The following is a 22,176-nucleotide window of genomic DNA, read 5'->3' as shown; positions in this document are numbered from 1 at the left end:
AATGCCCCTCTCGCTTCTCATTCTGGCCTTGAGCGCCTTCGCCATCGGCACCACCGAGTTCGTCATCATGGGCTTGTTGCCCGATGTGGCGGCTGACCTCGGCGTGTCGATCCCGGGCGCTGGCTGGCTGGTGACCGGTTACGCCCTGGGCGTGGCCATCGGTGCGCCGTTCATGGCACTGGCCACCTCCCGATTACCGCGCAAGGCTGCACTGGTAGCGTTGATGGGCATTTTTATCATCGGCAACCTGCTCTGTGCCATGGCGACCGATTACAACGTGCTGATGTTTGCCCGTGTGGTCACGGCCCTCTGCCACGGTGCGTTCTTCGGTATCGGTTCGGTGGTGGCGGCAGGTCTGGTTCCGGCGAACAAACGCGCCTCCGCCGTGGCCTTGATGTTCACCGGCCTGACCCTGGCCAACGTGCTCGGCGTTCCGTTGGGCACCGCGCTCGGTCAGGAAGCCGGCTGGCGCTCGACCTTCTGGGCAGTGACCGTGATTGGTGTGATCGCGTTGATTGGCCTGATCCGCTTCCTGCCGGCCAAGCGCGATGAAGAGAAACTCGACATGCGCGCCGAACTGCGCGCCCTCAAAGGCGCCGGGATCTGGCTGTCGCTGAGCATGACGGCGCTGTTCGCGGCGTCGGTATTCACCCTGTTCACTTATGTCGCCCCGCTGCTCGGTGATGTCACCGGCGTCTCGCCCAAAGGCGTGACCTGGACCCTGATGCTCATCGGCCTGGGCCTGACGGTCGGCAACATCATCGGCGGCAAGCTGGCTGACAAAGGCCTGGCCGCAACGCTGATCGGCGTCTTCATCTCGATGGCCGTGATCTCGACCGTACTGACCTGGACCAGCGTCGCGCTGATCCCGGCCGAAATCACCCTGTTCCTCTGGGCCACCGCGTGCTTCGCCGCCGTCCCCGCCCTGCAAGTGAACGTGGTGACCTACGGCAAGGACGCGCCGAACCTGGTGTCGACCCTGAACATCGGCGCTTTCAACATCGGCAACGCCTTGGGCGCCTGGGTCGGCGGCAGCGTCATCGCCCACGGTTTCGGCCTGACCAGCGTGCCACTCGCGGCAGCAGCACTGGCGGTACTCGCCCTGCTGGTGACCCTCATTACTTTCCGTCAGCGCGGTAATCCCGAACTGGCCCCTGCTATCAACTGATACTTAACGAGGGTTGTACTTAAATGACGACTATTTTCGATCCGATCAAACTGGGCGACATCGAGCTGGCCAACCGCATCATCATGGCGCCGCTGACCCGCTGCCGCGCCGACGAAGGCCGGGTGCCAAACGCCCTGATGGCCGAATACTACGTACAACGCGCCTCGGCCGGCCTGATCCTCAGCGAAGCCACGTCGGTCACGCCGATGGGCGTCGGCTACCCGGACACTCCGGGTATCTGGTCCAACGATCAGGTGCGTGGCTGGGCTAATGTGACCAAAGCGATCCACGGTGCGGGCGGCAAGATTTTCCTGCAACTGTGGCACGTCGGCCGGGTTTCCCACGAGTCGTACCTGAACGGTGAAGCACCAGTCGCACCGAGCGCCATCCAGCCAAAGGGTCACGTCAGCCTGGTTCGCCCATTGTCCGACTACCCAACCCCGCGCGCACTGGAAACCGCTGAAATCGCCGACATCGTCGACGCCTACCGCACCGGTGCCGAGAACGCCAAGGCTGCCGGTTTTGACGGCGTGGAAATCCACGGTGCCAATGGTTACCTGCTCGATCAGTTCCTGCAAAGCAGCACCAACCAGCGCACCGATAACTACGGTGGTTCCCTGGAAAACCGAGCGCGCCTGTTGCTGGAAGTAACCGACGCCGCAATCGAAGTCTGGGGCGCTGGCCGCGTCGGCGTGCACTTGTCTCCGCGTGCCGACTCCCACGACATGGGCGATGACAACCTGGCCGAGACCTTCACTTACGTCGCTCGCGAACTGGGCAAGCGTGGCATCGCGTTCATTTGCTCCCGTGAGAAAGAAGCCGGCGACAGCCTGGGTCCACAATTGAAAGAAGCGTTCGGCGGCCCGTACATCGTCAACGAACGCTTCACCAAGGACAGCGCCAACGCTTGGCTGGCCAGCGGCAAGGCAGATGCAGTCGCCTTCGGCGTTCCGTTCATTGCCAACCCGGACCTGCCGGCACGCTTGAAGGCGGATGCGCCGCTTAACGAAGCGCGTCCCGAGCTGTTCTACGCCAAGGGGCCCGTGGGTTACATCGACTATCCCGTGATGTAAGCATCTCCCTTGAAATGCAAAAGCCCCGACTCGAAAGAGCCGGGGCTTTTTGTTGCGCCATGTTTATTCACAGGGCTTCACACCGATTCACACGCACGACACAAAATCACTACAAAATACGTAGCTCGCTACCTTTCAACCTGACGAGCGTGCGTATATAAAAGCATCCCGGTGCATTAAGGCGAACATTGAAGGGATCAACGCTCGCCTTAATGGTTGACATAAACGGATCCAATTACGCATTTTGTTTTATTTGCGCAGGCTGGGGCTCAGGCGCAGCATGTCCAATCCTGTATTGACCCAACGCTCGGCTTCGGTGTGCAGGTGAAAACTGTCCGGGGCCAATAGCCACTGGTACAGCATGCCATCGATGTAGGCGTGCAGGCTGATGGCCGCGCGGACTGTGTCGAGGTCCTCGGGCATTTGCCCCCGATTCACCGCATTACTCAGGGCCAGGGCGATTCGCACATTGCAGTCGAGGCTGACTTCACGACGCTGCTGACGCAGATCGCACATTTCATCGGTGAATTCGCACTTATGAAACAAAATCTCATTGATGCGTCGGGTCTTCGGATCCAGGGCAACTTGATGAAACAAATGAATCAGCAGTTTGCGCATGCAGCCCAGCGGATCGAGTTCATCTTCGCTTTCACTGGCCCTGGCCATTTCATCCAGCGGCTCTTTCAAGCTATCGAGCATGGCCTGCACCAGATCCGCCTTGTTGCTGAAATGCCAGTAGATGGCGCCGCGAGTCACGCCGGCCAGAGTCGCGATGTCCGCCAGCGTAGTGCGCGCCACGCCTCTTTCATAAAAGGCTTTCTCTGCCGCTTCCAGTATCTGGCTGCGGGTTTCTTGAGCTTCCTCTTTGGTACGACGGACCATGGCAGTAAAACCTCAATCGGGATGCTTCAGCGATGTCTGAACAGCCGCTGAACAAAAGTGGGGCGAGCGCTCTTGGGACTCGTCCCCGGCTTACAATTCGAACCTTTGACGGGCGTTGGTAACGGGGTGGATACGCAGTCAAGGTGTTTACAAACAACCATGAACGTAAGTATATTCCTTAGCAAGCTACTTATCCACTCAGCACTCATTTTTTACCCTTTCACATTTCTAGTGCGTTTCTTGCGCGCCTGACCCGAGGATTTTCATGCAATTCAAGCCAGCTGTTACCGCTCTGGTCGCCGCCGTCGCCCTGGCATCACTGCTCAGCGGATGCAAAAAGGAAGAAGCGGCACCCGCCGCACCGCCTCCTCAGGTCGGCGTGGTCACCCTGCAACCTCAAGCCTTTACCCTGACGTCCGAACTGCCGGGGCGCACCAGTGCGTTCCGTATTGCCGAAGTTCGCCCACAGGTCAATGGCATCATTCTCAAACGTCTGTTCAAGGAAGGCGGTGACGTCAAGGCCGGCCAGCAGCTGTATCAGATCGATCCGTCGGTCTATGACGCTACGCTGAAAAGCGCCCAAGCCAACCTGCAACAGACGAAGTCGATCTCGGATCGCTACAAGCAGTTGGTCAACGAACAGGCCGTCAGCCGTCAGGAATACGACACGGCCGTGGCCAACCGCATGCAATCGGAAGCCGCGCTGCAAACCGCTCAGATCAATGTGCGGTACACCAAGGTCTACGCGCCGATTTCCGGCCGCATCGGCCGCTCGAACGTGACCGAGGGTGCGCTGGTCAGCAACGGCCAGGTCGATGCCATGGCGGTGATCCAGCAACTCGATCCGATTTACGTCGACGTCACCCAGTCTTCGGTCGAGCTGCTTGAGCTGCGTCGCGAATTGGAAAGCGGTCGCCTGCAAAAGGCTGGCGACACGGCAGCGGCGGTCAAGCTGACGCTCGAAGACGGCAGCCAGTACAAACAGGAAGGCAAGCTCGAATTCTCCGAAGTCTCGGTTGACCAGACCACCGGCTCCGTGACCTTGCGTGCAGTGTTCCCGAACCCGGATCACACGCTGCTTCCGGGCATGTTCGTACACGCTCAGCTCAAATCCGGTGTGAACGCCGCTGCCATTCTGGCGCCGCAACAAGGCGTAACCCGCGACCTCAAAGGCTCGCCGACCGCACTGGTCGTCGGTGCGGACAACAAGGTCGAACTGCGTCAGCTCAAGGCCAGCCGCACCGTCGGCAACCAATGGCTGATCGAAGACGGCCTGAAGGCCGGCGATCGTCTGATCACCGAAGGACTGCAATTCGTCAAACCTGGCGTCGAAGTCAAAGCCAGTGAAGCGACTAACGTTGGCGCAAAGAACCCGGCCCCCGCACAGGCAGCTGACAAGGCTTCCAGCGGCAAAGGGGAGTAAACCATGTCGAAATTTTTTATCGACCGTCCGATTTTCGCTTGGGTAATTGCCCTGGTGATCATGCTGGTCGGGGCACTCTCGATTCTCAAACTTCCGATCAACCAATACCCGAGCATTGCGCCTCCGGCCATTGCGATCCAGGTCACCTACCCAGGCGCGTCCGCACAAACCGTGCAGGACACCGTGGTGCAGGTCATCGAACAACAGCTCAACGGTATCGATAACCTGCGTTATGTCTCCTCGGAAAGTAACTCCGACGGCAGCATGACCATTACCGCGACCTTCGAGCAGGGCACCAACTCCGATACCGCGCAGGTTCAGGTCCAGAACAAACTGAACCTGGCCACCCCGCTGCTGCCGCAAGAAGTGCAGCAACAGGGTATCCGCGTGACCAAGGCAGTGAAAAACTTCCTGTTGGTGATCGGCGTGGTATCTCGCGACGGCAGCATGACCAAGGACGACCTGTCCAACTACATCGTGTCGAACATGCAGGACCCGATCTCGCGGACCGCCGGTGTCGGTGACTTCCAGGTCTTCGGTTCCCAGTACGCGATGCGTGTCTGGCTCGACCCTGCCAAGCTGAACAACTTCAACCTGACGCCAGTGGACGTAAAAGCGGCCATCGCGGCGCAGAACATCCAGGTGTCCTCCGGTCAACTGGGCGGCCTGCCTGCTGCACCCGGCCAGCAGTTGAACGCCACCATCATCGGCAAGACACGTCTGCAGACTGCCGAGCAGTTCAACAAGATCCTGCTCAAAGTCAACAAGGACGGCTCGCAAGTACGCCTGTCCGATGTCGCCGATGTAGGCCTGGGCGGTGAAAACTACAGCATCAACGCCCAGTTCAACGGCGCACCGGCTTCCGGTCTGGCGGTGAAACTGGCCAACGGTGCCAACGCCCTCGACACCGCGAAAGCGCTGCGCAACACCATCAACACGCTCAAGCCGTTCTTCCCGCAAGGCATGGAAGTGGTGTTCCCGTACGACACCACCCCGGTGGTGACCGAGTCGATCAAGGGTGTGGTTGAAACCCTGGTCGAAGCGATCGTGCTGGTGTTCCTGGTGATGTTCCTGTTCCTGCAGAATTTCCGCGCCACTGTCATCACCACGATGACCGTGCCGGTGGTGTTGCTGGGGACATTCGGGATCCTCGCGGCGTTCGGTTTCAGCATCAACACCCTGACCATGTTCGGCATGGTGCTGGCCATCGGCTTGCTGGTGGACGATGCCATTGTCGTGGTGGAAAACGTCGAACGGGTCATGAGCGAAGAAGGCCTGTCACCCAAGGAGGCCACCAAGAAATCCATGGGGCAGATCCAGGGTGCACTGGTCGGTATCGCCCTGGTGCTGTCGGCGGTATTGCTGCCGATGGCGTTCTTCAGTGGCTCTACCGGTGTGATCTACAAGCAATTCTCGATCACCATCGTCTCGGCCATGGCCCTGTCGGTACTGGTTGCGCTGATCTTCACCCCGGCACTGTGCGCCACCATGCTCAAGGCAATTCCGAAAGGCGAGCACGGCACGCCGAAACGCGGCTTCTTCGGCTGGTTCAACCGCAGCTTTGACCGTGGCGTCAAAAGCTACGAGCGTGGCGTGGGCAACATGCTGACGCACAAGGCGCCGTACCTGCTGGCCTACTTGATCATTGTCGTCGGCATGATCTGGCTGTTCACCCGCATTCCAACGGCGTTCCTCCCGGAAGAAGACCAGGGCGTGCTGTTTGCCCAGGTGCAGACCCCGGCCGGCTCCAGCGCCGAGCGCACGCAGGTGGTGATCGATGAGATGCGCTCCTACCTGCTGGACAAGGAATCGAGCGCCGTGGCCTCGGTGTTTACCGTCAACGGCTTCAACTTCGCCGGTCGCGGCCAAAGCTCGGGCCTGGCGTTCATCATGCTCAAGCCGTGGGATCAGCGGGATGCGGAAAACAGCGTGTTCAAACTCGCCGCCCGCGCCCAGCAGCACTTCTTCACCTTCCGCGATGCGATGGTGTTCGCCTTTGCGCCACCGGCGGTATTGGAGCTGGGTAACGCCACCGGTTTCGACGTATTCCTGCAAGACCGCGCCGGCATCGGTCACGACAAGTTGATGGAGGCTCGCAACCAGTTCCTCGGCATGGCGGCACAGAGCAAGGTGCTTTATCAGGTGCGTCCGAACGGCCTGAACGACGAGCCGCAATACCAGCTGGAAATCGATGACGAGAAAGCCAGTGCATTGGGCCTGACCCTCACCGACATCAACAGCACCCTGTCGATTGCCTTGGGTAGTAGCTACGTCAACGACTTCATCGACCGTGGTCGGGTGAAGAAGGTGTACGTGCAAGGTCAACCCGGTTCGCGGATGAGCCCGGAAGACATCAAGAAATGGTATGTGCGTAACGCCGCCGGAACCATGGTGCCCTTCTCCGCCTTCGCCAAGGGCGAGTGGATTTACGGTGCACCGAAGCTCTCGCGTTACAACGGCGTAGAAGCGATGGAAATTCTCGGTGCCCCGGCCCCGGGCTATTCCACCGGTGAAGCCATGGCGGAAGTCGAAGCCCTGGCCAAGAAACTGCCGGCCGGTGTCGGTATTTCCTGGACCGGTCTGTCATACGAAGAACGGCTATCGGGCTCACAGGCGCCGGCGCTGTATGCGTTGTCGCTGCTGATGGTGTTCCTGTGCCTGGCGGCGCTGTACGAAAGCTGGTCGATTCCGATCGCGGTGATGCTGGTGGTGCCGTTGGGGATCATCGGGGCACTGTTGGCCACCAGTCTGCGGGGACTCTCCAATGACGTTTACTTCCAGGTGGGCCTGTTGACAACCATCGGTCTGGCAGCGAAAAACGCCATTCTGATCGTCGAGTTCGCCAAGGAACTGCATGAGCAAGGGCGTAGCCTTCGCGAAGCGGCGATTGAAGCGTGCCGGATGCGTTTGCGACCGATCATCATGACCTCGCTGGCCTTCGTGCTCGGTGTGGTACCGCTGGCGATTTCCACGGGCGCCGGTTCAGGTAGCCAGCATGCAATCGGCACGGGCGTTATTGGCGGTATGATCACCGCCACCGTCCTGGCGATCTTCTGGGTCCCACTGTTCTTCGTTACCGTGTCGTCCATTGGCCAGCGCAAAAAAGCCGACCAGGATGACGCAATCGAACCTTCTAAAGAGGCTGGCCAATGAGCAAGTCGCTACTCTCCATCGCAGTTGCCGCCTTCGTGCTGAGCGGCTGCTCGCTGATTCCCGACTATCAGCAACCTGAGGCACCGGTGGCGGGCCAATACCCGCAAGGTCCGGCGTACTCGTCGGCCCAGGCGCCGAATCAGGCCGCTGCGGAACAGGGCTGGAAGCAGTTTTTCCATGACCCGGCACTGCAACAGCTGATTCAGGTGTCGCTGGAAAACAACCGTGACCTGCGTGTCGCCGCCCTGAACATCGACGCGTTCGCGGCTCAATACCGCATCCAGCGCGCCGATCTGTTCCCGGCCGTTTCGGCCAATGGCACCGGCAGCCGTCAGCGTCTTCCGGCTGACGCGTCGCAAACCGGTCAAGCGGGCATCAGCAGTTCCTACTCCGCTACGGTCGGTATCAGTGCTTATGAACTCGACCTGTTCGGTCGGGTTCGCAGCCTCAGCGAAGAAGCCCTGCAGAAGTACTTCGCGACAGAAGAAGGCCGTCGCAGCACGCAGATCAGTCTGGTGGCCAGCGTGGCCAATGCCTACCTGACCTGGCAGGCCGACAAGGAACTGCTGAAACTCACCCAGGACACCCTCGGTGCGTTCGAGGAGAGCTACAAGCTCACCGCGCGCAGCAACGAAGTCGGTGTGGCCTCGGCCCTGGACCTGGCCCAGTCGCGTACCTCGGTGGAAAACGCCCGGGCGCAACTGGCCAAGTACACCCGTCAGGTGGCGCAGGACGAAAACAGCCTGGTGCTGCTGCTCGGCACCGGCATCCCGGCCAATCTGCGAGAAGCCAAACCGCTGTCTGACGACCTGCTGAGCGACGTACCGCCCGGTCTGCCATCGGACTTGCTGCAACGTCGTCCGGATATTCTCCAGGCCGAGTACAACCTGAAAGCTGCCAACGCCAACATCGGCGCGGCACGGGCGGCGTTCTTCCCGAGCATCAGCCTGACGGCCAATGCCGGGACCTTGAGCCCGGACTTGTCCGGTCTGTTCAAGGGCGGCTCGGGCACCTGGTTGTTCTCGCCGCAGATCAATCTGCCGATCTTCAATGCCGGCAGCCTGCGCGCCAGCCTGGATTACTCGAAAATCCAGAAAGACATCGGCGTGGCGAACTACGAGAAGTCCATTCAAACGGCCTTCCAGGAAGTCGCCGACGGCCTGGCCGCCCGCCAGACCTACACCGATCAGTTGCAGGCGCAGCGTGATTTCGTCACCGCCAACCAGGACTACTACCGTCTGGCCGAGCGTCGCTACCGTATCGGTGTCGACAGCAACCTGACCTTCCTCGACGCCCAGCGTCAGTTGTTCAGCGCCCAGCAGGTGCTGATCACTGATCGTCTGGCGCAGCTGATCAGTGCGGTCAATCTGTACAAGGCACTGGGTGGTGGCTGGAACGAGCAGACGGCGAAAGTCGAACCGCTGAAAGAAGAAGCGCCGAAGATGAAGTTGTTCTGATAGCGCTGTAAGACAAGAGGCCCACCTTTTGGTGGGCTTTTTGTTGCCTGCGGGAAAAGGTGTGATGTCAGCAATGGCCTCTTCGCGGGCAAGCCTCGCTCCTGCAGTGTCCGCGTCGAATCATATTCCATGAAACCCCCACACCCCGTAGGAGCGAGGCTTGCCCGCGAAGAGGCCAGCCCATAAACACAAAAACCTCAGACCAACATGCGTTCGATAACCGCCCAAAACCCGCTTTCCCCGATTGAACCCTCCAGCCCATCCCCCGCACCATTCGTCGCACAAGACCAATAACATCAGGTTCGACACCATGCCCCCGCGCCCTGCCCTGTCCGGCTGATCCCACCCCGTTTTTCACGATATCGAATCCCTTGTCTGCAACGGCCACGTTGCGGCAGCGCCCCGTTTCATCCCTAACAATTAGAGAGACCCGAGCCCATGACGCCTTCCACCACGCCGTACTACTTCCCAAGCCTGATAGCCATCGCCCTGGCCTGCGCGGCCCTGCCTACCATGGCCGAGGAGTCGGGTTTTGTCGAAGGTGCCAAGGTCAACCTGAACCTGCGCAATTTCTACATCAACCGCAACTTCACCAACCCGACCAAGGCCCAGGGCAAGGCTGAAGAATGGACACAAAGTTTCATTTTCGACGCCAAATCCGGCTTCACCCAAGGCACCGTCGGCTTCGGCATGGATGTGCTGGGCTTGTATTCGGTGAAGCTCGACGGCGGCAAAGGCACGGGCGGGACTCAGTTGCTGCCGCTGGATCACGACGGTCGCCCGGCGGACAGCTTTGGTCGCACCAACGTGGCGTTCAAGGCCAGGTTGTCGCAGACCGAAATCAAGGTCGGTGAATGGATGCCGGTGCTGCCGATCCTGCGCTCGGACGACGGTCGCTCCCTGCCGCAAACCTTTCGTGGCGGCCAGATCACCTCGAAAGAAATCGCCGGCCTGACGCTCTACGGCGGCCAGTTCCGCGCCAACAGCCCCCGTGACGACAGCAGCATGAGCGATATGTCGATGACCGGAAAACCGGCGTTTACCTCCGACCGCTTCAACTTCCAGGGCGGCGAATACGCCTTCAACGACAAGCGCACCCAGATCGGCCTGTGGAACGCCGAACTCAAGGACATCTACAGCCAGCAATACGTGAACCTGATTCACAGCCAGCCCATCGGCGACTGGACCCTGGGCGCCAACCTGGGTTTCTTCTATGGCAAGGAAGATGGCAGTGCCCGGGCCGGCGATCTGGACAACAAGACCTGGTCGGGCCTGTTCTCGGCCAAATACGGCGGCCACACCTTCTATGTCGGCCTGCAAAAACTCACTGGCGACAGCGGGTGGATGCGGGTCAATGGCACCAGCGGCGGCACCCTGGCCAACGACAGTTACAACGCCAGTTATGACAATGCGAAAGAAAAATCCTGGCAGGTGCGGCATGACTACAACTTCGTCGCCCTCGGCATTCCCGGCCTGACCCTGATGAACCGCTACATCAGCGGCGACAACGTGCACACCGGCACAATCACCGACGGCAAGGAATGGGGCCGGGAAAGCGAATTGGGTTACACCGTGCAAAGCGGCGCGCTCAAAGACCTCAACGTTAAATGGCGCAACTCGACCATTCGTCGGGACTTCAGCAACAACGAGTTCGATGAGAACCGGTTGATCGTTAGCTATCCGATCAGTTTGTTGTAACCGCACCCTGGCAGCGGTCGAAGTCAAAAGGCCGCTGCCTGTAACCACCTGTCGGCTTGCCTGGCATTTTGCGAGTGGGCAGATACAGTCAAAAAGCGTGTTTAATTCTCCATCACTGCTGTAGGAGCCCCTGTTTTCTTCCGTTATCTCCGGATGCTGTACGCGAAGCTGCCATGACCCAGGAGGTCAGGTATGAGCAAGCGAATAGTTATCGTCGGTGGCGGCGTTGGTGGAACCATGCTGGCCAATCAACTGGCCAGCAAGCTGTATCCGGAAATCCTGCGCGGCGAAGTCTCGATTGCACTGCTGTCCAACTCCCCCGATCACTTCTATAAACCTGCGTTCATGTACGTGGCGTTCAACCTGTTCTTTGAAGAAGAACTCAAGCGCCCGGAACGTTCACTGTTGCGCCCGGAAATCGAGTTCCATGTCGATGAAGTCGTGCGTTTCGATTTCAACCGACAACACCTGCAAACCCGCAGCGGCAAGCGGTACGGCTATGACTTTTTAGTCATCGCCACCGGATGTGTGCCGGCCCCGGAACGTATCGAAGGCTTGAAAGAAGCCGGCGATCATTTCTATCAGTACGCGCCCGCCAGGCAACTGGCGCAAAAACTGAGCACGATCGAAAAAGGCCGCATCTTCATTACCGTGTCCTTCCCGAAAACACCCAATGTCCCGCATCAATGCGGTATCGCGCCCGTCGAAACCACATTGATGCTCGATGATTTCTTGCGGCGTCGTGGGGTGAGAGACCAGGTGGAAATCGTCTACACCTACCCGACCACGGCTCAACTACTGCGCAACTGCCTGTTCCTGCAACGCCCGACCGGGGAAATTCTGCCGGGTATCTTTGAACGGAAAAATATTCGCTTTCAACGCGGCTTCACGCTCAAACGAGTCGATCCGGATAAAAAAATCGCGTACTCCGAGGAAGGTGACGAGCAACCCTTCGACATTCTGATGGCGACACCACCGATCAGGGCCGTGGACGCTGTGCTTGAGTCCGGCGCCTCACAAGCGCCCAACGACGAAGGCTGGCTGCCGACCCACCATGAAACGTTGCAGGTCTACGGCCTGGAAAACGTCTACGTCATCGGTGATACCGTCGACTTGCCTGTCAGCAAAGCCGGCGGGGCATGCCATAACCAGGCGCCGGTGATCGCCAACAACATCGCTGCCGAAATTCGTCTGGGCACCCCCATCGCCGTCTACGACGGACGTGTTCAGGCCGTGGCACAAATGGGCCTGGATGCCGGCATGCCGCTTTGGTACGACTACCAGCACGATGTCCGGCCCACCCCGGCCACCAAGCTCGGCGGGTCGCTCAGAAACGGATTCAACCGTGGACTGTACTGGGCGGTTGCCCGCGCAATGCTTTGATCGGCCCGGGGAGAGGAGTAAATCGTAATGAACGTCTCAAATGAATCAATCACACCCCCCATCAGCCCTGGATCAGACGCGCTGATGGAAAAGCTCAAACCCTTGATTGACGGCGGTCGACTGGACAACCTGGTGGACCTGCTTTCACTGATCAGCGACCTCGTCGATCTACTGGACCCGGCCATGGTGGAGAAACTGGCGCGGCTGTTCGAAGGCGCGACCGAGGCAACCTGGAGCGTCAGCAATGCCGTGCGCATGGCAAAAGCCGATAGCACAGCAAACGAGCAGCCCCCTGGCTTTTACCAGCTACTGAAATTGTTGCGCGAACCCGACACACGACGAGGGGTGGGGTTTGCACTCAAAACCCTCAACGTCATTGGAAGACAACTTTGAACGTCCAGAGAGGACAACCTCATGAGCACCAAACTGCAAAGAGCAAGGACGGCTGACTGGGACGCCACGGCCTACCAGCAATTCTCCCGGCTTCGACAACGACCGGTTAACGAGCTGATCGACCGTGTCGACATTAAAAACCCCAGGCGCATCTACGACCTGGGATGTGGCACAGGCATCGCGACGCAGGTTTTGGCCAAACGCTGGCCCCGCGCACACCTGATGGGCATCGACAGCTCGGAGCAAATGCTTCAGGAGGCCCGAAGTTTACCGATCAACGTGCAGTGGAAGCCGTGCGATCTGCAGAACTGGCAACCGGAGCAACCCGCTGACCTGCTCTTTGCTGCCGCCGTGCTGCACTTCATCGACGGTCACGAACAGTTGTTGCCGCGTTTGCTCGGTTATCTCAATCCAGGCGGTTGTCTGGCGGCGCACATGCCCGATTGGCGGGATGCGGTGTGGTATCAGCTGGTGCTCGACACCCTCAACGATGGAGGCTCCGACGGCAAACCGCTCGGCTCCCCGCAAGTGCGCGAGAGGATGGCGGCGCGGCCGTTGCTGTCACTGGAAAATTACCACCGGTTGCTCGCACCGATTACCCGGACGCTGGACATCTGGGAGACCGAGCAGTTGCAGGTCGTGGACGGCAAGTCGCCGATTTATGACTGGATCAAGGTCTCGGCCTTGCGGGCGGTGATGCAAGGCTTGAAGGATGACGAACAGGCGCGGTTCATTTATCACTTCATGATGCGGGTGCATGCGCATTACCCGCGAGAATACGATGGGCGCACGTTGTTTCCGTTCAAGCGGATCTTCATTGTCGCCACCGTTTGACCCTGTGGTCACCGCGCTTGCCCGCGATGGCGGTGTGTCATTCACCATTGATGCAAGCTGACCCACCGCGATCGCGAGCAGGCTCGCTCTCACACGGGTCCTGTGTGAACACAAGTCATGTACTCACCGGACATCCCCTGCAGGAGCGAGCCGGCTCGCGATGGCGTCAGCTCAGACACCGCAAATCGCCAGGATCACTCCCGCGATTCAACCCCAAGCTCATCCCACACCGACTCCGCCAAATGGAACGTCGCATTGGCCGCCGGGATGCCGCAGTAGATCGCGCTCTGCATGATCACTTCCTTGATCTCGCCGCGGGTCACGCCGTTGTTGGCGGCGGCGCGCAGGTGCAGTTTGAGTTCTTCGTTGCGGTTCATGCCGATCAGCATGGCGATGGTGATCAGGCTGCGGGTATGGCGTGGCAGGCCCGGCCGGGTCCAGATGTCGCCCCACGCGTGGCGGGTGATCATTTCCTGGAACTCCGAGTTGAACTCGGTCAGGGCATTCAGACTGCGGTCGACATGGGCGTCGCCGAGCACCGCGCGACGGACTTCCAGGCCGTCGTCGTAACGTTGTTTCTCGTCCACAACAATCCCCTTAATCAGCTGACAAAAACGTCAGGACCCGGTCACTGAACGCAGCACCGGCCTGAACGTTGGACAAGTGCGCGGCGTAGAACTCGGCGTATTCGGCGCCCGGCACATGTTCCTGAATAAAGTGCCCACCGGACGGCGGCGTGACCGCGTCTTCGGTGCCGGCAATGACCAGCAGCGGCACCTTGATTTCGGACAGCTGATCACGGAAGTCGGCATCGCGCACGGCGGCGCAGTTGGCGGCATAACCCTCTGGCGAAGTGGCCGCGAGCATGTCGGTAATCCGCTTCGCGGCGGCCGGGTTGGCCTCGGCAAAGTCGGGGGTAAACCAGCGCGCAATCGACGCATCGCGCAAGGCGACCATGGCCGCCTGACCGTCACGCAGCACGGTTTCGATCCGTGGATTCCACACCGATGGATCGCCGATTTTCGCGGCGGTGTTGCACACCACCAACTTATTCAATCGATCACCGGCATTGATGCCCAGCCACTGGCCGATCAAGCCACCCATGGACAGGCCGCAGAAATGCGCACGTTCGATGTGCAGCGCATCCAGCAGCGCCAGCACGTCGTGGCCCAGTTGCTCGATGCTGTATGGCCCCGGCGTGACCAGCGATTTTCCGTGGCCACGGGTGTCGAAACGCAGCACCCGGAAATGCTCGGAGAACGCGGCGATCTGCGCGTCCCACATGTGCAGGTCGGTGCCCAGCGAGTTGGACAGCACCAGCACCGGTGCATCCGCCGGGCCATCAAGTTGGTAATGCAGTTCGCCCTCGGCGAGTTGTACAAAAGCCACAGCAATCTCCTTCAGGCAGTCAACGCAGAATGTTCAGCCACCGCTCGCTCGACCCAGGTATGGGCCTGACCAAGGTAATGGGCGGGGTCCAGCAGACGATCGAGTTCCAGGGCCGACAACTCGGCGGTCACTTGCGGCTCTTCGCCGAGCACGGCTCGCAGATGACGTTGCTCGGCCACCGCACGTTTGCAGCAGCGCTCCAGCAGATGGTGCGCAGTGTCGCGGCCAACCCGTTGGGCGAGGACGATGCTCACCGCCTCGGCCAGCACCAGGCCTTGGGTCAGGTCGAGGTTGCGGGCCATGCGGTCGGCGTCCACTTCCAGCCCGTCCGCCACCAGCAGCGCTTGCTTGAGGCTGCCGGACACCAGGCAGCAAATCTCCGGCAGGGTTTCCCATTCGGCATGCCACAGGCCCAGGCTACGCTCGTGTTCCTGCGGCATGGCGCTGAACAGGGTCGAGAGCAAGCCGGGAACGCGGGTCGCCGCACCGATCAGCACCGCGGCGCCCACCGGGTTGCGTTTGTGCGGCATGGTCGAGGAACCGCCCTTGCCCGGTGCCGACGGCTCGAACACTTCACCGGCTTCGGTCTGCATCAACAGACTGATGTCGCGGCCGAGTTTGCCGAGGCTGCCGGCGATCAAACCGAGTACCGCGCCGAACTCCACCAAGCGGTCTCGCTGGGTGTGCCAGGGTTGGTCCGGCAGGGTCAGTTGCAGCTCACCGGCGAAGGCTTCGGCAATCGGCATCGCTTGCTCGCCGAGGGCTGCCAGGGTTCCGGAGGCGCCGCCAAATTGCAGCACCAGCAACCGAGGTTTAAGTTCTTGCAGACGTTGGCGGCTGCGAGTGACGGCGCCCAGCCAACCGGCGATTTTCATGCCGAGGGTGACGGGCGTGGCGTGCTGCAACCAGGTGCGCCCGGCCAGCGGCGTGGCGACGAAGCGTAACGCCTGGGTCGCCAAGGTCTCGCCCAGTTGCGCCAGATCGCTTTCGATCAGCGCCAGCGCGCGGCGCAATTGCAGCACCAGGCCCGTGTCCATTACGTCCTGACTGGTGGCGCCCAGATGCACGTAGCGTTCTGCTTCGGCATCGTTGGCGGCGATCTGTTTACCCAACGCCTTGACCAACGGAATCGCCGAATTGCCCGCCGTGGCAATCGCCTCGCCGAGTGCTGAAAAGTCGTAATGCCCAGCCTGACAAGCCGCTGCGATCGAGGCGGCAGCCGACAGCGGAATCAAACCCACCCGCGCCTCGGCCCGGGCCAGTGCCGCTTCGAAATCAAGCATGGCCTGAACCCGGCCTTGATCACAAAACACCTCACGCATATCGCGTGCCGTGAAATAGGCATCGAACAATTGATTGCCCGGTCGCTGATTCATAGACAGTCCCTGAAGGCGTGGGCCGGTCGCGCCCACGCGGATGGATCAAAGGTCGTGGTGCAAATACTTGGCCTGTTTCGGCAGGCGCAGGCTGAACAGGAACGCCACCGCCATCATCACCGTCACGTACCAGTAGAAGGAGTTTTCAATGCCCGCGGCTTTAAGGCTCAGGGCGACGTATTCCGCCGAACCACCGAAGATCGCGTTGGCCACCGCATACGCCAGGCCGACACCGAGTGCGCGCACTTCCGGCGGGAACATCTCGGCTTTTACCAGGCCACTGATGGAGGTGTAGAAACTGACGATCGCCAGCGCCACGGTAATCAGCACAAAGGCCAGGAACGGACTGCTGACACTTTTCAGGCTCAGCAGAATCGGCACAGTACACAACGTACCCAATGCACCGAACCACAGCATCGAGTTACGGCGGCCGATCTTGTCCGCGAGCATGCCGAACAGCGGCTGCATGCACATATAAAGGAACAGCGCGCCGGTCATGATGTAACTGGCGGTCTTGGCGTGCATGCCGGCGGTGTTCACCAGGTACTTCTGCATGTACGTGGTGAACGTGTAGAAAATCAGCGAGCCACCGGCGGTGTAACCGAGCACGGTAATAAAGGCCGCTTTATGGTCGCGGAACAACGCGCGAATGCTGCCGGCGTCCTTGTTTTCACGCATTTCCTTGCTGGCGGTTTCCTTGAGCGAACGACGCAGGAACAGCGAGATCAATGCAGCCACTGCGCCGACCACAAACGGGATCCGCCAGCCGTAGGCACGCAGGTCATCTTCAGTGAGGAACTGTTGCAGGACCACCACCAGCGACACCGCCAGCAACTGCCCGCCAATCAGCGTCACGTACTGGAACGAGGCGAAGAACCCGCGCTGGCCCTTGAGGGCGACTTCGCTCATGTAGGTTGCGGTGGTGCCGTACTCACCGCCCACCGACAAGCCCTGCAGCAAACGGGCGAACAACAGCATGATCGGCGCCCAGACGCCGATGTCCTTGTAGGTCGGCAGGCAGGCGATGAGCAACGAACCGAAACACATCATCAGAATCGAGATCAGCATCGAATTCTTGCGCCCGTGCTTGTCCGCGACACGGCCGAAAATCCAGCCGCCAATCGGCCGCATCAGGAACCCGGCCGCAAACACGCCGGCGGTATTCACCAGCTGCACAGTCGGGTTATCGGACGGGAAAAAGGCCGGCGCAAAGTAGATCGCGCAAAAGGCGTAGACGTAGAAGTCGAACCATTCAACGAGGTTGCCGGACGAGGCGCCGACAATGGCGAAGATCCGTTTGCTGCGCTCTTCGCCGGTGTAGTGCGCTGGAATAGCGGTAGGGGTTGTCATTGTTTTTCACTCTTTGGGGACCATGACATTCTAGACACACTTTGCAACAGTCCCGTTCCACAGTTGGCAATACTGTCCTCTGTAAGGAGTGAGCCTGCTCGCGATGGCGGAGTGTCATTCAGCACTGAAGGCACTGATACACCGCCATCGCGAGCAGGCTCACTCCTACAGGGATCTGCGGTGTTTTCAGTAGTCGAAGAACACCGTCTCGGCATCGGTGCCTTGCAGGATCACATTCCACTGGTACACACCGGACGCATCCTGCTTCGCCAGCAACGTACCCCGGCGCTCGGCCGGCACACACTCCAGCAACGGGTCGTCGACGTTCGCCGGTTCGCCCTCAAAGTAAATCCGCGTCAGCAAGTGCTTCACCAACCCGCGAGCGAACACCAGCACCACCAGGTGCGGCGCCTGGGTCGAGCCCTTCAGGCCTTCCACCGTTCCGGGTTTGATCGTGGTGAAACGAAAGCGCCCTTCGGCGTCCACCGGCACCCGGCCGAAGCCTTCGAAATTCGGGTCCAGGGGTTTGGCCTGGTCGTCTTCGGGGTGGTCGTACTTGCCGGCGGCGTTGGCCTGCCAGACTTCCAGCATCGCGTCGTTAACGAAATCGCCATTGCCATCGACGACTTGCCCGGTGATCGCCACGCGCTCGCCCAGGGTTTGTTCGACCGTCAGGTCTTCGCGGTTCAGCCAGGTCAAACCAATGTGGTAATACGGCCCGACGGTGTGGGATGTGGTCGCGTTCAGCGTCATCTTATTTCTCCATCGGCGTGGCTTCACGGCCGCGCAAGACGATGTCCCAGCGATAACCGAGGGCATAGGAAGGGATGGTTTTTTCCAGGTCGAAACTGGCGATCAAACGCTCTTTGGCGCTGGTGTCCGGTACGCAGTTGTAGATCGGGTCATAAGCCAGCAGCGGGTCGCCGGGGAAATACATCTGCGTGACCAGCCGCGTCAGGATGCTCGGCCCAAACAGCGAGAAATGAATGTGCGCCGGACGCCAGGCGTTGTGGTGGTTGCCCCACGGGTAAGCGCCGGGCTTGATGGTCTGGAATTGATACCAACCATCGGCGTCGGTCACGGTGCGACCGGTACCGGTGAAGTTCGGGTCCAGCGGCGCATCGTGCAGGTCGCGGGCATGGTTGTAGCGCCCGGCGGCATTGGCCTGCCAGATCTCCACCAGAATCCCCGGCACCGGCAAGCCGTCTTCATCCAGCACGCGGCCGTGGATAATGATGCGCTCGCCCAACGGTTCGCCCGCGTGCTGCACCGTCAGGTCGTTGTCCTTCTCGTTGATACGCTCGGCGCCGATGGTCGGGCCGGTAATTTCCGACAACGAATGCGGCAAAAACACCAACGGCTTGGACGGCGCGCGAAGGTTGGTGGATTGATAAGTCGGGTGCAGGTAGTCCGGCTGGGTGCCTTCCTGCGGGCGACGGTAACCAGGCTTGTCAGTCATTTCGCTTTCCTCTGTTCTTATTAGTCTGCCGGGCGTCAGACGCGTTCGATGGCCAAGGCCAGACCCTGGCCGACACCGACGCACATGGTCGCCAGGCCTTTGTTGCCGCCCGTTTTTTCAAGCTGATGCAACGCGGTCAGGACCAGGCGCGCACCGCTCATGCCCAACGGATGGCCCAAGGCAATGGCGCCACCGTTCGGGTTGACCTGGGCCGCGTCGTCCGCCAAGCCCAGCTCACGCAGTACCGCTATCCCTTGGCTGGCAAAGGCTTCATTGAGTTCGATCACATCGAAATCGCTGACGGCCAGCCCGAGGCGCTCGGTCAATTTGCGCACCGCCGGCACCGGGCCGATGCCCATTACCCGTGGCGCGACACCGGCGCTCGCCATACCCAGCACTTTGGCGCGGGCGGTCAGGCCGTGTTTCTTCACTGCTTCAGCGGAGGCCAGAATCAACGCCGCTGCGCCGTCGTTCACACCGGAAGCGTTGCCGGCGGTGACGGTTTTGCCTGGACCGTTGACGGGCTTCAGCTTGGCCAGGGTTTCCAGCGTGGTGTCGGCACGAGGATGCTCATCCTGGCTGACGACGGTTTCGCCTTTCTTGTGGGCAACCCGCACTTCGACGATTTCTTCAGCGAAAAATCCTGCAGCTTGCGCGGCGGCGGTGCGCTGCTGGCTGCGCAGGGCGAAAGCGTCCTGATCCTCGCGAGACACTTCGTAATCGTCGGCCACGTTGTCGGCGGTCTGCGGCATCGCATCGACGCCGTATTGCGCTTTCATCAACGGGTTGATGAAGCGCCAGCCGATGGTGGTGTCTTCCAGCTTCATGTTGCGTGAGAACGCCGCATCGGCCTTGCCCATCACGAAGGGTGCGCGGGACATCGACTCGACGCCGCCGGCAATTGCCAGCTCCATTTCGCCACTGGCGATTGCGCGGAAGGCGGTGCCGATCGCATCCATACCCGAGGCGCAGAGGCGATTGAGCGTGACGCCGGGAATGCTTTCCGGCAGCCCGGCCAGCAACAGCGCCATGCGGGCGACGTTGCGGTTGTCTTCGCCGGCCTGGTTGGCGCAGCCGAGGAACACCTCGTCCACTGCGTTCCAGTCCACCGACGGGTTGCGTTCCATCAAGGCCTTGATCGGCACGGCGGCGAGGTCGTCTGCACGCACCGCTGACAAGCCGCCGCCGAAACGGCCGATGGGGGTGCGAATCGCATCGCAGATATAAACGTCGCGCATCACGCTTCTCCCGGTGTCTGACCGTGGGCGGCGGCGGTGCGGGCTTCCAGGTCCCTGAGCGCCTTAAGCTCAACATCCGTTGGCTCAGCCGTATTTTCGACATTGCCTGCAAAGCGAATTGCCCAACCGGTGGCGGCAATCACTTGCTCGCGAGTCACGCCCGGGTGCAGCGCGGTGACCACGAATTCGTGGGTGTCCGCTTCGGGCTCCATGATGCACAGGTCGGTAATGATGCCGACTGGCCCGGCGCCCGGAAGGCCGAGACGCTTGCGCGAATCACCGCCCTCGCCATGACCGACGGAGGTGATGAAGTCGAGTTTGTCGACGAAGGAGCGCGCCGATTGCTTGAGAATGATGAGTACGCTTTTCGCCGAGCCAGCAATTTCCGGCGCGCCACCGGCACCGGGCAGGCGGACTTTCGGTGCGTGGTAATCACCGACCACGGTGGTGTTGATGTTGCCGAAGCGGTCGACCTGCGCGGCGCCGAGAAAACCGACGTCGATGCGCCCGCCCTGCAACCAGTAGCGAAAAATCTCACCGGTCGGGACGACGGTGTCGGCGGTTTCCGCCAGTTCGCCGTCACCGATCGACAGCGGCAGTACGCTTGGCTTGGCACCGATCGGACCCGATTCGTAGATCAGGACCACATCCGGCGAAGACGTCAGGCGCGCCAGGTTGGCGGCTTTCGACGGCAGGCCGATGCCGACGAAGCACACCGAACCGTTCTTCAGGCGGCGGGCAGCGGCGACGGTCATCATTTCGTTGGTGGTGTAAGTCATTACTTGGCCTCCGAAGCAGCGGCCAGTTTGGCCTGGAACTCGCTGAAGTCAGCGCAGCCGTGGATGTATTCGTCGATCCACGCGGTGAAGGTTTCACGGTCGCGGGCAATCGGGTCCCAAGCCTGGTAGAAGCGGTTGTCGCGCTCGTTGTAACCGTGGGCGTAGGACGGATGCGCGCCGCCAGGCACATGGCAGACCGCGCTCAAGGCCCAGGTCGGCAGCACGCAAGAATTCATTGGTGCATTGAGGTCGTCGACGATTTCCTCGACGGTGACGATGCAACGCTTGGCCGCCAGCGCGGCTTCTTTTTGAACGCCGAGAATGCCCCACAGCAGCACGTTGCCTTTGCGGTCGGCTTTCTGCGCGTGAATCACGGTGATGTCCGGGCGTACCGAAGGCACGGCGGCCAACACTTCGCCGGTGAACGGGCAGGTGACGGTTTTGATCAGCGGGTTGACCTTCGGCAAGTCGGAACCGGCGTAGGCACGCAGTACCGCGAACGGTAGGCCGGAGGCGCCAGCGACGTAGGCATTGGCCAGGTCGGCGTGGCTATGCTCTTCGATTTCCAGCGCGTGCGGCCACTGCTTCTCGACCGCGTCACGCAGACGATGCAGCGAACCGACACCCGGGTTGCCGCCCCAGGAGAAGATCAGCTTGCGAGCACAACCGGCGCCGATCAACTGGTCGTAGATCAGGTCAGGCGTCATCCGCACCAGCGTCAGATCTTTCTTGCCCTGGCGAATGATTTCGTGACCGGCCGCCGTAGGGATCAGGTGAGTGAAGCCTTCGAGCGCGACGGTATCGCCGTCGTTGACGAATTGCTTCACCGCGTCGTGCAGCGAAAGGATTTCAGCCATGGGGCAGGCTCCCGTTTGTTATGAACCGACAGTGGTAGAAAAAGGCGCGATGCGCAGCGCCGGAATGACTGAAGGTTAAGCCTGTGCAAAACACCAAACAATCCGATAATCGACTAAGTGTTCGTTTATCGAACATATTGTTGTCTCACTATCGATCCCAAAAAGCATCGTCGGAACGCCGCCCGGAGGCGGCTCACTCCTACAGAAGAACGCGATTGACTGTAGGACCGAGCCTGCTCGCGAAGAGGCCATCAAACCCGCTGA

General features: G+C 60.6%; 19 protein-coding genes. 9 read left to right on the top strand and 10 right to left on the bottom strand.

Annotated features, from left to right (window positions below; genetic code table 11):
* Position 1 precedes the first annotated feature (1 nt).
* Both RHP74_RS06790 and RHP74_RS06785 read left to right on the top strand, forming a co-directional pair.
* Positions 2-1,168 carry an MFS transporter gene (locus RHP74_RS06790; protein ID WP_172792364.1) on the top strand — a complete coding sequence of 389 codons (1,167 nt, stop codon included), beginning with the start codon at positions 2-4 and terminating at the stop codon, positions 1,166-1,168.
* A gap of 23 nt (positions 1,169-1,191) precedes the next feature.
* Positions 1,192-2,241, top strand: a complete 1,050-nt coding sequence (locus RHP74_RS06785; protein ID WP_010462513.1) for an alkene reductase — start codon at positions 1,192-1,194, stop codon at positions 2,239-2,241.
* 249 nt (positions 2,242-2,490) lie between these two features.
* On the opposite strand, the gene emhR is transcribed toward RHP74_RS06785, so the two are convergent.
* On the bottom strand, positions 2,491-3,123 hold the full coding sequence (gene emhR / locus RHP74_RS06780) for an efflux system transcriptional repressor EmhR (RefSeq protein WP_145307457.1): 633 nt from the start codon (positions 3,121-3,123) through the stop codon (positions 2,491-2,493).
* Positions 3,124-3,388: 265 nt separating this feature from the next.
* Between emhR and RHP74_RS06775 the strand changes: the two genes are divergently transcribed.
* The 7 genes from RHP74_RS06775 (at position 3,389) to RHP74_RS06745 (ending at position 13,464) form a co-directional block, all read left to right on the top strand.
* Entirely contained in the window at positions 3,389-4,546 is a 1,158-nt protein-coding gene (locus tag RHP74_RS06775) for an efflux RND transporter periplasmic adaptor subunit (protein ID WP_010462517.1), read from the top strand.
* Positions 4,547-4,549: 3 nt separating this feature from the next.
* Positions 4,550-7,699 carry an efflux RND transporter permease subunit EmhB gene (gene emhB / locus RHP74_RS06770; RefSeq protein ID WP_010462519.1) on the top strand — a complete coding sequence of 1,050 codons (3,150 nt, stop codon included), beginning with the start codon at positions 4,550-4,552 and terminating at the stop codon, positions 7,697-7,699.
* Positions 7,696-9,156: an efflux RND transporter outer membrane subunit EmhC gene (gene emhC / locus RHP74_RS06765; RefSeq protein WP_077749550.1), complete on the top strand. Its 1,461-nt coding sequence runs from the start codon at positions 7,696-7,698 to the stop codon at positions 9,154-9,156. The genes emhB and emhC overlap by 4 nt, the downstream gene beginning before the upstream one ends.
* A gap of 438 nt (positions 9,157-9,594) precedes the next feature.
* Positions 9,595-10,854, top strand: a complete 1,260-nt coding sequence (locus RHP74_RS06760) for an OprD family porin (RefSeq protein WP_311098491.1) — start codon at positions 9,595-9,597, stop codon at positions 10,852-10,854.
* Positions 10,855-11,046: 192 nt separating this feature from the next.
* On the top strand, positions 11,047-12,237 hold the full coding sequence (locus RHP74_RS06755) for an FAD/NAD(P)-binding oxidoreductase (protein ID WP_311098490.1): 1,191 nt from the start codon (positions 11,047-11,049) through the stop codon (positions 12,235-12,237).
* A gap of 27 nt (positions 12,238-12,264) precedes the next feature.
* The gene (locus tag RHP74_RS06750) at positions 12,265-12,630 is read left to right on the top strand and encodes a DUF1641 domain-containing protein (RefSeq protein ID WP_077749553.1); all 366 of its coding nucleotides are present in this window, start codon (positions 12,265-12,267) and stop codon (positions 12,628-12,630) included.
* Positions 12,631-12,651: 21 nt separating this feature from the next.
* Complete coding sequence (locus RHP74_RS06745) at positions 12,652-13,464, top strand: methyltransferase domain-containing protein (RefSeq protein ID WP_311098489.1); 813 nt, start codon at positions 12,652-12,654, stop codon at positions 13,462-13,464.
* Between the two features lie 194 nt (positions 13,465-13,658).
* Here RHP74_RS06745 and pcaC read toward each other — a convergent pair whose 3' ends face one another.
* From pcaC to RHP74_RS06700, 9 genes are all read right to left on the bottom strand, one after another.
* On the bottom strand, positions 13,659-14,051 hold the full coding sequence (pcaC, locus tag RHP74_RS06740; protein WP_083374868.1) for a 4-carboxymuconolactone decarboxylase: 393 nt from the start codon (positions 14,049-14,051) through the stop codon (positions 13,659-13,661).
* A gap of 10 nt (positions 14,052-14,061) precedes the next feature.
* Complete coding sequence (gene pcaD, locus RHP74_RS06735) at positions 14,062-14,853, bottom strand: 3-oxoadipate enol-lactonase (protein WP_154912943.1); 792 nt, start codon at positions 14,851-14,853, stop codon at positions 14,062-14,064.
* Positions 14,854-14,864: 11 nt separating this feature from the next.
* A complete protein-coding gene (locus tag RHP74_RS06730; RefSeq protein ID WP_311098485.1) occupies positions 14,865-16,229 on the bottom strand; it encodes a 3-carboxy-cis,cis-muconate cycloisomerase in 1,365 nt (454 codons plus the stop codon).
* A 45-nt stretch (positions 16,230-16,274) separates the two neighbouring features.
* A complete protein-coding gene (locus RHP74_RS06725) occupies positions 16,275-17,579 on the bottom strand; it encodes an MFS family transporter (RefSeq protein ID WP_311098483.1) in 1,305 nt (434 codons plus the stop codon).
* A 186-nt stretch (positions 17,580-17,765) separates the two neighbouring features.
* Complete coding sequence (pcaG, locus tag RHP74_RS06720) at positions 17,766-18,332, bottom strand: protocatechuate 3,4-dioxygenase subunit alpha (RefSeq protein WP_077749557.1); 567 nt, start codon at positions 18,330-18,332, stop codon at positions 17,766-17,768.
* Position 18,333: 1 nt separating this feature from the next.
* Positions 18,334-19,038 (bottom strand): protocatechuate 3,4-dioxygenase subunit beta, encoded by a 705-nt coding sequence (pcaH, locus tag RHP74_RS06715; protein ID WP_010462543.1) that lies wholly within the window; start codon positions 19,036-19,038, stop codon positions 18,334-18,336.
* A gap of 35 nt (positions 19,039-19,073) precedes the next feature.
* On the bottom strand, positions 19,074-20,279 hold the full coding sequence (gene pcaF / locus RHP74_RS06710; protein ID WP_311098479.1) for a 3-oxoadipyl-CoA thiolase: 1,206 nt from the start codon (positions 20,277-20,279) through the stop codon (positions 19,074-19,076).
* Positions 20,276-21,055 (bottom strand): CoA-transferase subunit beta, encoded by a 780-nt coding sequence (locus tag RHP74_RS06705; protein WP_010462546.1) that lies wholly within the window; start codon positions 21,053-21,055, stop codon positions 20,276-20,278. Before RHP74_RS06705 ends, pcaF begins: the two co-directional genes overlap by 4 nt.
* On the bottom strand, positions 21,055-21,912 hold the full coding sequence (locus RHP74_RS06700) for a CoA transferase subunit A (protein ID WP_010462548.1): 858 nt from the start codon (positions 21,910-21,912) through the stop codon (positions 21,055-21,057). The genes RHP74_RS06705 and RHP74_RS06700 overlap by 1 nt, the downstream gene beginning before the upstream one ends.
* Between the last annotated feature and the right edge of the window lie 264 nt (positions 21,913-22,176).

It is taken from the genome of Pseudomonas sp. SG20052 (assembly GCF_031766055.1).
Taxonomy (GTDB): Bacteria; Pseudomonadota; Gammaproteobacteria; order Pseudomonadales; family Pseudomonadaceae; genus Aquipseudomonas; species Aquipseudomonas mandelii.
Note: the sequence above shows the minus strand (reverse complement) of the source record. Positions and strands in the feature narration are given on the sequence as shown.